At 67.4% G+C, this 13873-nt stretch carries 1 protein-coding gene; it reads right to left on the bottom strand.

The annotated features are described in order from the left end of the window. Window positions 1-282: 282 nt before the first annotated feature. Window positions 283-13872, bottom strand: coding sequence for an amino acid adenylation domain-containing protein (locus tag AC1M7R_RS26760; protein WP_490610131.1), 13590 nt, complete (start codon window positions 13870-13872; stop codon window positions 283-285). Window position 13873 lies beyond the last annotated feature (1 nt).

The raw sequence follows: 13873 nt of genomic DNA, 5'->3' as shown, positions 1-13873 counted from the left end.
TACGCAACGGATGAGCGTTCGTGGACTCCAGCCACTAAAACGATTCAGCCTTGGTGGTTATTAAGCATGGCCCGGCGGGAAAAGTCTGTGGCGGAAAACCGGGACAGTTGCCAGGCCATGGAACCTCGTGACGGCGGGCCGACCTTCGAAAGTGTCGAGCCAGACACCTTGCAGCTGTCTGGGCCATTGCCGTCGCAGGCAAACCCGCGCGGCGATGGCCCGGTCATCGTCGAGACTGACCGGGCCATCGCCCTGCAGGCTGGACCACGCCCACGGGGTGGGTCATGACGCCATGGCAGTCCTCAGCTCCCGGGAAATCGCCTCGCCCAGCCCGGTGACATGGGGAGCCTTGACCACGGTGTTGTGAGTGCCGGGAAGGGCCGTGACGCTCACCCGATCCTGGAGCAGTGCGCGCCAGCCCAGGGTCGGATCGCTGCGTTGCTGGTCACTGGCTGTGAACAACGACACCTTGAGCGGGCTCGGCAGGCTGACATAGGCACCGATGGCCTGCCGTGTCGCATAGGCCACCGCCAGGTGCGTGCGCAACAGGCCGGCATCGATGTCGTGAGGCAGCTCCTCGGGCAACAGGCGATTGGCTCTGCACAGCGCCAGCATCGCCTCGATGGCGCAGTCCTCGGCCAGCGCCGTCAGTTGCCGGGACAGGTCGGGGTCGATCTGCTCGGGCAGCCAGGCCATCAGGAACTGAGCCTCGCTCACCGCCGGCGCCGGGACCGGATCAGGGCGTGCCGATGCGTCGATGATGCCGAGGAACTCCAGGGCTTCACCACCGGCCTGGAGCTGGCGTGCCATTTCATAGGCGATCAGCCCACCGGCCGACCAACCGGCGATCCGGTACGGCCCTTGCGGCTGGACCTGGCGGATGGCGGCCAGGTAGCGCGTGGCCATGGCGCCGACATCCGACAGCGGCGCCTCCCCCGCCACCAGGCCGCTGGCGGCCAGGCCGTAGACCGGCATCTGGGGATCGAGTGCCGACGCCAGGTCCCGCGCATACTGGACCTCACCGCCCAACGGATGCACCAGGAACAATGGCCGCTGGGAGCCGGTCCGCCGGATCGGCACCAGATTGCCGTGGGCGCCCGGTCGTGCCTGGCCGTCGAGTGTCCTGGCGAAACCGGCGATGGTCGGCTCGACGAACAGGTCACGCACCGCGATGGGTTTGCCCAGCACCTTGCGCAGCCGCGAAGCCATCTGCACCGCCATCAACGAAATGCCGCCGAGGCTGAAGAAATCGTCATGCCGGCTGACCTGTTCCAGCTTGAACAGGTCCTGCCAGAGCGCCGCGATGGCGATCTCGGTATCGCCTTGCGGCGCCTCGTAGGGCAGGGCCTGGACCGGGCTGTCCGCGAGGCTTTCCGGCTGCTGCGTGGCGCTGGCCGAGCGCACCAGCATCGGGAGGTTGTCCAGCAACTGGCCGAGGGACTGGCGGGGATCGGCGACCAGCTGTTCCAGGACCGTGGCGAACAGTCCGGCGATGTTCTGCACGGTGACGCGGTCGAACAGGTCGTTGGCGTACTGCAGGCTGCCACCGATGCGCTCGCCGTTGTCGATCAACGACAGGGACAGGTCGAACTGAGTGGTGTTGTGTGGGCTTTCCAGGGTCTGCACGTCCAGCCCTGGCAGTTGCAGCGGTGACGGCGGCGTGTTGTCCAGGCTCAGCATCACCTGGAACAACGGGCTGTGACTCATGCTGCGGGTTGGTTGCAGGGCGCTGACCACCTGTTCGAAAGGCAGGTCCTGATGACTGTAGGCCGCCAGTGTCTGCTGCTTGATGCGTTCCAACAGGTTTTCGACACGGCTGTCGCGCCCGGTGTCGACCCGCAATGCCAGGGTATTGGCAAAAAAGCCGATCAGTGCCTCCAGCTCGGGGCGTTGGCGATTGGCGACAGGGGTGCCGACCACCACATCGTGCTGGCCGCTCAGGTGGCTCATCAGCACTGCCCAACCGCCCAGCAGCACCATGAACAACGTGGTGCCCCGGGCCTGGCTGAACGCGCGCAACTGCGCACTGAGTGCCGGTGTGAACGCGCACTCGACGATACCGCCGGCATAGCTCTGGATCGCCGGGCGCGGGCGATCCAACGGCAGGTTCAACAGCGCGGGCGCGCCCTCCAGGTGTTGTCGCCAGAAATCGATCTGCGCCTGCAGCGCCGGGCCTTCCAGGGACTTGCGCTGCCAGGCGGCGTAATCCACGTATTGCAGCGCCAGGGGCGGCAGCGGGTCTTTGTGCCCCTGACTGAAGGCGCTGTAGAGCGCGCTCACTTCACGGGCCAGTACACTGTTGGACCAGCCGTCGGACACGATGTGGTGCAAGGTCATGAACAACACATGCTCTTCATCCGCCAATTGCACCAGATGGCCGCGCATCAATGGTCCCCGGTTCAGGTCGAACAGTTGCGTCGCATTCACCTGGCCGAGGCGTTCCAGCGTGGCGCTGCGTTCGTCGGCCGGCAGCGAGCGCAGGTCTTGTTGCTCCAGTTGGAAGCGGTAATCGGCTGGAGCGATCTTCTGTACCGGTTCGCCATCCACCAGTTCGAAACGGGTGCGCAGGGTTTCATGGCGCGCCACCAGGCGGTCCAGGGTGGCCTGCAGGGCGGACTTGTCCAGCGGCCCTTTCAGGCGCAAGGCCAGCGGCAGGTGATAGGCGGCGCCCGCCGCGTGATCCAGATGATCGAGGAACCACAGGCGTTGCTGGGAGAACGACAGCGGCAGGCGTCCCGAGCGATTGGCCAGGGGAATCGATGCCGATTCACTGGGCGACGCGGCGTTGACCAGCGCGGCAAGGCCACGCACGGTCGGTGCTTCGAACAGCTCGCGCAGGCTGATCCGCGCACCCAGCTTGCGACGCAGCCGCGAAAGCAATTGCACGGCCAGCAGGGAGTGGCCGCCCAGTTCGAGGAAGCCGTCGTGGCGGCCGACCTGATCCAGGTGCAGCAAGCCTTTCCAGATCTCGGCAATGGCGATTTCGGTCTCGCCCTGGGGCGCTTCGTAGGCCTGGCTGGCCAGGGCCTCGGCACCCGGCGCGGGCAGGGCCCGGCGATCGAGCTTGCCGTTGGCGGTCAGGGGCAGGGCGTCCAGGTGCACGAAGGCGCTGGGCACCATGTACTCGGGCAGACTGTCCAGCAGGGCGCTGCGCAGTTGCTCGACCGGAACCGGCTCGCCGCAGACGTAGGCCACCAGGCGTTTGTTGTCGGTATCGCCCTGGCTGTCTTCCCGAGCGATCACCACGGCTTCGCGGATGCCGGGGCAGGCCAGCAGGGCGCTTTCGATCTCGCCCAGTTCGATGCGAAAACCCCGGATCTTCACCTGGAAGTCGTTGCGGCCCAGGTATTCCAGCGTGCCGTCGGCCAGCCAGCGACCCAGGTCGCCGGTCTTGTACAGGCGCGCATCCGGCTGGTCGCTGAACGGGTCGGCGATGAAGCGCTCGGCGCTCAGTTCCGGCCGGTTCAGGTAACCCCTGGCCACGCCGATGCCGCCGATATGGATTTCCCCGGCCACCCCCAACGGCGTCGGTTCGCCCCGGGCATCGAGGACATGGACCTGCACATTGGCAAACGGCCGGCCGATGCTCGGACGGTCGCCCAGGCCGCGGATCAGGTCGAGGGTGGCGTCCACCGTGCACTCGGTGGGGCCGTACATGTTGTAGAAACGGATGTTCCGGCAGTTGCGCAGTTTCTCCCAGGTGGCGCTGTTGATCGCCTCGCCGCCGAGCAGCACGCTGACCGGCTGGTAACGCTGGCGCTCCAGCAGGCCGGCGGCCAGCAGGGTGTCGAGCTGGGACGGGGTGGAGTCGAAGGCGTGGACCTGGTGCTGTTCGAGGAAGTCCAGCAGCTCGTGGCCGCTGGCGCGGATCAGTTGCGGGATGATCACCAGGCGATGGCCGCAGAACAGCTGGGCGATGCCCTTGATCGACATGTCGAAGAAGAAGCCGGCATTCAAGGCCACGGTGGCCGGGGCCGGGCAATGCTGGTGGGTGGTGCGGCGCATCACCTGCCAGAAGTTGAACACCGAGCGGTGCTCGACCATCACGCCCTTGGACTGGCCGGTGGAGCCGGAGGTGTAGATCACGTAGGCCAGGTGTTGCGGGGTCAGGCCGGCGATCCGCGGGTTCACGTCGAACGCCACATCGTGGGCGGCGTGCAGCGAGGCGTCGGTGTCCAGCAGCAGGCACGGCAGGTCCCCGGTGGGCAGCGACAGCGCCGACTGGGTCAGCACCGCCAGTGGCTGGCTGTCCTGGAGCATGAAGGCCATGCGGTCGGCGGGGTGGGCCGGGTCGATGGGCACATAGGCCGCGCCGGCCTTGAGCACGCCCAGCAGGCCGACGATCATGTCCAGGCTGCGCTCGGCGCAGATGGCGACCCGTTGATCGGGCTGCACGCCGAGGGCGAGCAACTGGCGGGCCAGGTGGTTGGCGCGGCGGTTGAGCTGGCGGTAGGTCAGCTGGCGGTCTTCGCAGACCAGGGCCACGGCGTCGGGGGCGAGCCGGACCTGGGTTTCGAACAGGGCATGGATCGGCTGGGCCGGCCCGAAGTCGGTGGCGGTGCGGTTGAAGTCGCGCAACAGCAACTGGCGCTCGTCGTCGGGCAGCACGTCCAGGCTGCTGGCGAGGCGCTCGGGGGTTTGCTCCAGGGCCTGCACCAGGGCGGCGACGGCCTGGGCCAGGTAGGCGGCGATGCGGTGCGGATCGATCCCGGTGATGGACTGGGCGGTCAGGGAGAACCCATTGCCCACGTTGGCCACGGCGATTTCGATGGGGTAGTTGGTACGGGTTTCCGAAGCAATGAAGTGCATGCCTTCCTGCTCGCCCATGTCCTCGACGTTTTCCCCGGAGGCGTTCACCAGGTCGCCATGCCGGCAGTTGAGGATCACCGTGAACAGTGGCAGCGAGGCGTCCACCGCACTGCATCGCTGGGCCAGGGCCAGGGATGCCTGCTCGTGGGTCAGCAGTTCACTGAGCTGCTGGTAGGCGTCACGGACGATGTCGCTGACGGTGTGCTGCTGCAAGCGAATGCGCATGGGCAAGGTGTTGATGAACATGCCCAGGGCGTGGTCGGCCCCGGCGGTGCCTTGGGAGCGACCCGAGAGCACGGTGCCGAAGATCCCGTCGTCGCGGCCGCTGGTGGCAGCCACCACCAGGCCCCAGGCAGCGTGGAACAGCACCGAAGTCGGCACCCCTTGCTGGCGCGCGGTGCGATGCACCCGGGCACTGAGTTCATCGCCCAGAGGGCGGACCGCACGCTTGATCCCGGCGCCGTTGCCTCGTACATCCAGCACGCCGTAAGGCGCGGTGGTGGAGTCGACATCGGCCAGCAGGCGACGGAAGTAGGCCTCGTGTTCGGCCTGGGACACGCTGGCCGCCTGGGCGATGAAGTTACGGTACGGCTGGGACGGCGGCAGGCTGTCGGCCTGGCCGGCCAGCACCGCCTGGATCTCCAGCATGATCAGGCGCAAGGTCACGTTGTCGCTGACCAGGTGATGGTCGAGCAGCGCCAGCAGCCACTGGTCACCCGGTTCATCGTGGATGATGTAGGCCGCGATCAGCGGCGCCCGCTGCAGGTCGAGTCGCAGGTGATGGGTGTCCGTATGGTCGCGCAGGACCTGCAGGGCGTCTTCGCCGGGGGCGCACTCCAGGGCCACCACCGGCAGCCGGGCCTGGCGATGCACCACCTGCACCGGTTGCGGCAGGCCCTGCCAGCGCAAGGCGGTGCGCAGGATATCGTGGCGGTCGATCACCACCTGCACGGCGGCGAGGAAATCGTCGAGCAACTGGCGCCGAGCGAAGGTCACCACGGTGCGCATCAGGTAGGCATCGCCTTCGGACTGCAACAGATGGTGGAACAGGATGCCTTCCTGCAACGAGGACAAGGGGTAGATGTCCTGGACATTGCCGGCGCCGCCGGGAACGTCGGCGACGATCTGCTCGATTTCCCCCTGGCTGAGGGTGACCAGGGGCAGCATCTGCGGTTCGATGGCGGTGCAGCCGGCGGGGATCAGGTTCTCCGGCACGGCCCGTCGCGCATTGTCGCCACCGGCCAGGACGGCTGCCATGGCCTTGAGGGTCGGGGCGGAAAATACCGTGCGCACGTCCAGTTGCAGGCCGGCCTGGCGCAGGCGCTCGATCAGGCTGATGACCAGGAACGAATGCCCACCCAGTTCGAAAAAATGATCGTGGCGGCCCACCCGTTCGACCCCCAGCAGTTCCTGCCAGGCACTTGCCAGGGTGTTTTCGACCGGCCCCAGCGGGGCTTCGTAATGCTGGCTGGCGGTGGCGGATGCATCCGGCGCCGGCAGGGCATTGCGGTCCAGCTTGCCGTTGGTGGTCAGCGGCCAGGCCGTCAGGGTCACGAACGCGCTGGGCAGCATGTGTTCGGCCAGCACGCTCGCCAGTTGGCTGCGCAAGGCGGACGACTCCGGGACGACCCCGTCATGGGCGATCAGGTAGGCCACCAGGCGCTTGTCGCCGGGCTGGTCTTCGCGCACGGTGACCAGGGCTTCGCGGACTTCGGCACAGGCCAACAGCTGGGCCTGGATTTCTCCCAGTTCGATGCGGAAACCGCGGATCTTGATCTGTGAGTCGTTGCGGCCCACATAGACCACGCCGCCGTCGGCCCGGTAGCGGGCGATATCGCCGGTGCGATACAGCCGCGCGCCGGGCTCGCTGGCGAATGGGTCGGCGATGAACCGCTGGGCATTGAGCTCGTCGCGGTTGAGGTAATGCCGGGCCACGCCGGCGCCGCCGATGTAGATCTCGCCATCGACGCCCACCGGGGCCGGTTGTCCATAGTCGTCGAGAATGCGCAGGCACAGGTCGGGCAATGGCGGGCCGATCAGGCTGGGAGCGCCGGCGTCGATTTCATCCTGGCTGACGGGGTAGTAAGTGGCGTGCACGGTGATCTCGGTGATCCCGTACATGTTCACCAGGCGGGTCCGGGTCAGCGCCGTGCGAGCGGTCCACGGCCGCAGGCTGCGGAAGTCCAGAGCCTCGCCACCGAAAATCACTTCCCGCAGGCTGTGCTCCCGGTCGCTGCGTTCCCGGGCTTCGATGAACTGGCGGAAGGCGCTCGGCGTCTGGTTCAGGACGCTGACCTGGTGCTGGCACACCAGCGCGTAGAAATCATCGGGGGAGCGGGCGATCTCGCTCGGCACGACCACCAGCTTGCCGCCGTAGCTCAGGGCGCCCCAGATTTCCCAGACCGAGAAGTCGAAGGCAAAGGAATGGAACAGCGTCCACACGTCGTCGCTGCCGAAGCTGAACAGCTCGGCGGTGGCGTCGAACAGCCGGGCGACATTGCCATGCTCCACCAGCACCCCCTTGGGCAGCCCGGTGGAACCGGAGGTGTAGATCACGTAGGCCAGGTGCCGGGACGTCAGGCCTAGGTCGTCGGCCAGCGGGTTCACATCCAGCGAATCGTCCGCCAGGTCGGCGGCCGGGACGTAGTCGTCCAGGCTCACCCATGGCACTCGGTGCGCGGGCAGGGCGTCCAGGCAATCCGGCTGCGCCAGCAAGGCCACCGGGGCACTGTCGTCCAGCAGATAGGCCAGGCGCTCGGCGGGATAGGCCGGGTCCAGCGGCACGTACGCCGCGCCGGCCTTGAGCACGGCCAGCACCGCGCAGACCATCTCCACGCCGCGCCGGGCCAGGATCGCTACCCGGTCGTCAGGGCGTACCCCTTGGGCGAGCAGTTGCCGGGCGATGCGGTTGGCCCGGCGATTGAGCGCCTGATAGCTGAGTTCCTGCTCGCCGAAGACCAGGGCGATGTCCCGGGGCTGGGCGCTGGCGAACGCTTCGAAGCGTTGGTGAACCAGCAGGCCGGGGGCAAAGACAGCCTTGGGCGGCAGTACCGCCGGCGAAGCCTGGCGCTGTGCCGGGCTGAGCAATGGTAAACCGAGCACGGGTTGCTCGACGTCTTCGACCATGGCCGCCAGCAGGATCTGGAAGTGCTGGGCGAACCGCTCCACGGTGCCGCGATCGAACAGGTCGCTGGCGTACTCGATCACACCGGCCAGCGTACCGCCGTCGTTGCCCAGGGTCAGCATCAGGTCGAACTGCGATGTTTCATGGGCCTGGGCCACGGGCATCAGGGTCAGGCCGGGCAGGCTCAGCTCGGTGCCGCCCGGGGTGTTGTCCAGGGACAGCGCGACCTGGCACAGCGGGTTGTGGCTCAGCGAGCGTGGCGGCTGCACGGCTTCGATGACCTGCTCGAACGGAATGTCCTGGTGCTCGTGGGCGGCCAGCGTCGTCTGTCTGATCTGCGCCAGCAGCTGGGTCACGCTGGGGTTCTGCGTCAGGTCCACCCGCAGGGCCAGGGTGTTGACGAAGAAGCCGATCAGTTGTTCGGTTTCGGTACGGCCGCGGTTGGCCGTCGGCACGCCGATGACCACGTCCCGCTCGTTGCCCAGCCTGGCCATGAGCACCGACCAGGCACTGAGCAGCGCCATGAACAGCGTGACGTCGTGGGCCTGGCAGAAATGCTCCAGCCGCTGGCGCAATGCCGCCGGGATCTGCACCGGCACATCGCCGCCCCGGTAGCTTTGCGTCGCCGGGCGTGGGCGGTCGGTGGGCAACGACAGCAGCGCCGGCGCCCCCGCCAGGTGGTCGCGCCAGAAGTCGGCCTGCCGGGCGAGGCGTTCGCCGCTGAGGGCCCGGTGTTGCCAGGCGGCGTAGTCGGCGTACTGGATCGGCAGCGCCGGCAGGGGATCGGGCTGTTGCTGGCTGAACGCCCGGTAGAGGGCGGCCAGTTCCCTGACCAGGATACCCACCGACCAGCCGTCGGAGATGATGTGGTGCTGGGTGATCAGCAGGATGTGTTCGTCATCGGCCAAACGCAGCAGGCGCCCACGGATCAGCGGTCCCTGGCTGAGGTCGAACGGCGCCAGGGCCTCGCTGTTGCCGATGCGCGACGCACTGAGGCTGGCCTGCTCGTACGGCAGCGCGCTCAGGTCCTGTTCGGCCAGCGCGAAGCCGCAGTCGGCCGGGGCGATGATCTGCACCGGCTGTTCGCCATGGCGTTCGAAGGTAGTGCGCAGGCTTTCGTGGCGCGCCACCAGGCGGTCCAGGGCAGCCTTGAGCGCGACCCGGTCCAGGTGACCGCGCAGCAGCAGGGCCGCAGGCATGTGATACGCGCTGCCGGCCCCGGCGTCGAGTTGGTCGAGGAACCACAGGCGTTGCTGGGCGAACGACAGCGCCAGCGGTGCGTTGCGGTCGGCCGGTTCGAGGGGCTCGATGGCGCTGCTTTGCAGGTTGCCCACCACCCGCGCCAGTTCTGCCACGGTGGGATGGCTGAACAGTTCGCGCAACATCAGCTCGCCGCCCAGCTGTTGGCGCACCCGAGCCACCAGTTGCGCCGCCAGCAGGGAATGCCCGCCGAGTTCGAAGAAACTGTCGCTGCGGCCGACGCGCTCCAGGCCCAGCAGCTCCTGGAAAATCTGTGCCAGGGCCTTTTCAGTGGCCCCCTCGGGGGCGACGTAGCCGCGATCGGACATGGCGTCCAGGTCCGGTGCCGGCAAGGCATCCTGGTCCAGTTTGCCGTTGGCGGTGAGCGGGTAGGCGTGCAGGCTGACGAAGGCCGTCGGGATCATGTAGTCGGGCAGGGTGGCCCCCAGCTGCTTGCGCAGGGCGGCCACTTCCAGCACCGCCCCGGGACGGGGGATCAGATAGGCGATCAGGCGTTTGCCCTGGCTGGCGTCTTCACGCGCCAGCACCCGGGCTTCGCGCACGCCGTCGCAGGCCAGCAGCTTGGCTTCGATCTCGCCCAGTTCGATGCGGAAACCGCGGATTTTCACCTGGGCGTCCATCCGGCCCAGATGCACGATCTCACCGTTGTCCAGCAGTTTGCCCAGGTCCCCGGAGCGGTACAGCCGCTCGCCGGGACGGAACGGATCGGCAATGAAGCGTTCGGCGGTCAGTGCCGGACGGTTCAGGTAGCCCCGGCCCACGCCCAGCCCGCCGACACAGATTTCCCCGGCCACTCCCAGCGGCAGCAAGCGCTGACGGGCGTCGAGCACATAGGCCACGGTGGTGGGGATCGGCCGGCCGACGTTGGAAATGCCGGCGGCGATGTCCGCCGCGCCGATGGCCTTGTAGGTCACGTGGACGCAAGTCTCGGTGATGCCATACATGTTCACCAGGGCCACGTGGCCGAAGGCGCGGTGGAAGGCGTCGAGCTTGCCCAGCTCCAGGCTCTCGCCACCGAAGATCACATAGCGCAGCCGTTCCAGGCGCACGTGCGCGGCTGCCAGCGCCGCGGCGCTGAGCTGATGGAACGCCGAAGGCGTCTGGTTCAGGACGCTGACCTGTTCGCTTTCGAGGAAGCCCAGCAACGCTTGGGGATCACGGCGCAGGGCGTCGGGTACCAGGGTCAGGCGCGCACCGAAGAGCAGCGCGCCGAAGATTTCCCAGACCGAGAAGTCGAAGGCGTTGGAGTGGAACAGCGACCAGACGTCGTCGGCGCTGAACTGGAAGTCCGGGCGATTGGTGTGCAGCAGGCGCACCACATTGCGGTGTTCGAGCAGCGCGCCCTTGGGCTCGCCAGTGGAGCCCGAGGTGTAGATCACATAGCAGAGGTGGTCCGGGGCATTGACGCAAGGCGGGTTGGCGCTGCTGGCGCCGTTGTCCGGGTTGGCTTCGAAGGCCTCGATGCCCAATGCCTGCAACGTCGGCGCCATGTCCGGGCGAGCGATGGCCTTGCGCGTGCCGCTGTCGCGCAGCACATAGGCGATGCGATCCTGGGGCGAGGCCGGGTCGATGGGCACATAGGCACCGCCGGCCTTGAGCACTGCCAGGGTGGCGACGATCATCTGCACCGAGCGATCCAGCGCGATGGCCACCGGTTCCTGCGGTTGCACGCCCGCGGCGCGCAAGTGGTGGGCGAGGCGGTTGGCCTGCTCGTTGAGCTGGCGATAGCTCAGGCGTTCCTGGCCCAGGTTGACGGCGATGCGCTCCGGGTGCTGGCGCGCCTGGTCCTCGAAAATCTGCTGCAGGGTCAGGGTGTCGGGCCAGGCCGCTTCGCTGTCGTTGAAGTCGATGATCTGCCGCTGCCGCTCGGTGGCGTCCAGCAGGTTGACGTCATCGATGCACTGCCCGGCGTCCTCGACGAAGGCTTGCAGCAGGCGCACGTAGTGACGCATCAGTTGTTCGATGAAGCCGGCGTCGAAGAACTGCGCGTTGTACACCAGATGGCCGGGCCACTGCTGCTCGCCGGCCGAAATCAGCAGGTGCAGGTCGTTCTTGCCATAGCCCAGGTTGGTTTCCAGGGTATTGACCGCCAGGCCGGCGACCAGGGCACCGGTATCGGTGCTGCGCTGGAAATTGAAGAGCACATCGAACAACGCGGTGCGGCTCATGTCCTTGGCCGGGTTGAGGGCCAGCACCAATTGGTCGAACTGCATGTGGCGATGGCGCAGGCCCTGGCTCAGGTTGTCGGCGGTCTGCTCCCAGAGTTCCTGCAAGGTGGTATCGCTGGCGCAGAGACCGCGCATCACCAGCAGGTTGTCCAGCGGCCCGACCACATCGCGCAAGGCCGGTTCTCGGCAAGCGGCCGTGGTGCCGACCACCAGTTCGTCGTGTCCGGCGTAGCGTCGCAGCAGGGCGGTGAAGGCGCTCAGGACCAGGCTGTCGGCGCTGACGCCGGTTTCCCGGGCCAAGGCTTCGAGACGACGTGCCAAGGCCGCTTCGATGGTGAAGTCATGGGTCGCCTCGGCGAACACATGCACGGCCATCCGCGGACGATTCAACGGCAGTTCCAGGGCCTGCAGCTTGCCCCGCAGTTGATAGGCCCAGTAGGCCCGCAGGTTCTCCGTGAGCGCCGCCGGCAACTGCCGCTGCCAGGCGGCGAAGTCGCCGTAGGTCAGGGACAGGGGCGGCAGTTCGGCGCTGCGTCCGGCGCAGGCGGCTTCATAGAGAGCCAGCAGGTCGCGCTTGAGCAGTTGCATGGAGGTACGGTCGGCCAGCAGGTGGTGCACGGCGATCGCCAGGACGGCGTTGTGTTCGTCCCCTTGTACCAGGCAGGCACGTACCAGGCTGCCACCGTTCATGGTCAATGGCCGGCGGGTCTCGGCCAGGGCCAGGGTCGCCAGGTTGTCCGGCTGGCCCTGGATCACTTCCAGGGGCAGGCTCGCCGGCCCGTCGAAGCATTGCCAGGCGCTGGCGCCATCGTCACTCGACACCCGGCAGCGCAGGATCGCATGGCGGGCGAGCAACCCGTCGAGGGCGGTTTGCAAGGCCGGCTGGTGCAACTCGCCGGCCAGTTCCAGCAGCAGGGGAATGTTGTGATAGACCGGGTTGGCCTCGTACAGGTAACCGTTCTCGAAGGTGTCGACGAACCAGAGCCGTTCCTGGTGATAGGACAAGGGCATTCGCTGTGGCATGGGCGCCTGGGCGACGACATCGGGCAGGGCCAGCGCCGGATCCAGCTGCAACGCACCGATACGGGTGTCCGGGGCTTCGGTGAAACAGCGCAGCAGGCGTTCGAAACGGTTGGCCAGGCGTTCGACGGTGCTGGCATCGAACAGCGCGGTGGAGTACGACAGGCTGCAGGACAGGCTCGGGCCGCCCTCGTCGATGTGCAAGGACAGGTCGTGCTGGGTGTTGTCCTTGCGTGACGGCAGGAACTCCAGGTCCAGCCCCGGCAGGTGCAACTGGCCGCCGGCGCCCCCTGCGTTGGTGTAGAGCATGGTCTGGAACACCGGGCTGTGGCTGGCACTGCGCGGCGGCTTGAGGGCTTCGACCACCAGCTCGAACGGTGTGTCCTGGCGGCTGGAGGCGTCCAGCATCGTCTGCTTGACCTGCTGCAGCACCTGGTCGAGGGTCGGGTTGGCTTCCAGGCGGATGCGCAAGGCCAGGGTATTGACGAAGAAGCCGATCAGCGATTGCACATCCTGGCGGTCGCGGTTGGCGGCAACGGTGCCGATCACCAGGTCCTGCTGGCCGCTGATGCGCGCCAACAGGACTGCCCAGGCCGCCATCAGGGTCATGAATGGCGTCGCGGCGCGCGACTGGGCGAACTGCACGATGGCGCTGGACAGCGAGACCGGCAGGTCGAAACCCAGGGTTTCGCCACGGTAGCTCTGCACCGCCGGGCGCGGCCGATCGGTGGGGAGCGAGAGCAGGGCCGGGGCGCCGGCCAGCTGGGCGCGCCAGAACTCCACCTGCTGGTCGAGACGCTCGCCCTCCAGGTGTTGGCGTTGCCAGGCGGCGTAGTCGGCGTATTGCAGGTCCAGGGGCGGTAGCGGATCGGCCTGTCCAGCGCTGAACGCGCCATAGAGCGCGGCGAATTCCTTGACCAGGATGCCGATGGACCAACCGTCGGAAATGATGTGGTGCTGGGTGATCAGCAACCGGTGCTCAGCGTCGCCCAGGCGCAGCAGGCTGCCACGGATCAGCGGTCCATGCAGCAGGTCGAACGGTTGCGCCGCTTCGTCTTCGGCCAGGCGTTGTGCCTCGCGTCCGGCTTCGTCCGCGGGCAGGTGGCTGAGGTCATGTTCGGCCAGGGCGAAGCCGCAATCGGCCGGGGCGATGACCTGCACCGGCTGTTCGCCGTCGCGACGAAAGGTGGTGCGCAGACTTTCATGCCGCGCCACGAGACGGTCGAGGGCGGCCTTGAGGGCGGTCCGGTCGAGAGCGCCGCGCAGGACCAGCACGGCGGGTATGTGGTAGGCGGCGCTGGCCGTCGGGTCCAGTTGGTCGAGGAACCAGAGCCGCTGCTGGGCGAACGACAGCGCAAGGGGAGCGTCGCGATCCGCGCCGGGAATGGCTTCATGAGCCGTTTCGATGACCCGTGTGGCGCCGCGTTGCTTGAGCAGACGCAGGAGTGCGGCACGTTTCAACTGGTCGAGACTATCGTTATGTTCGTTCAAT

The organism is Pseudomonas sp. MS01C9 (assembly GCF_058202755.1).
Note: the sequence above shows the minus strand (reverse complement) of the source record. Positions and strands in the feature narration are given on the sequence as shown.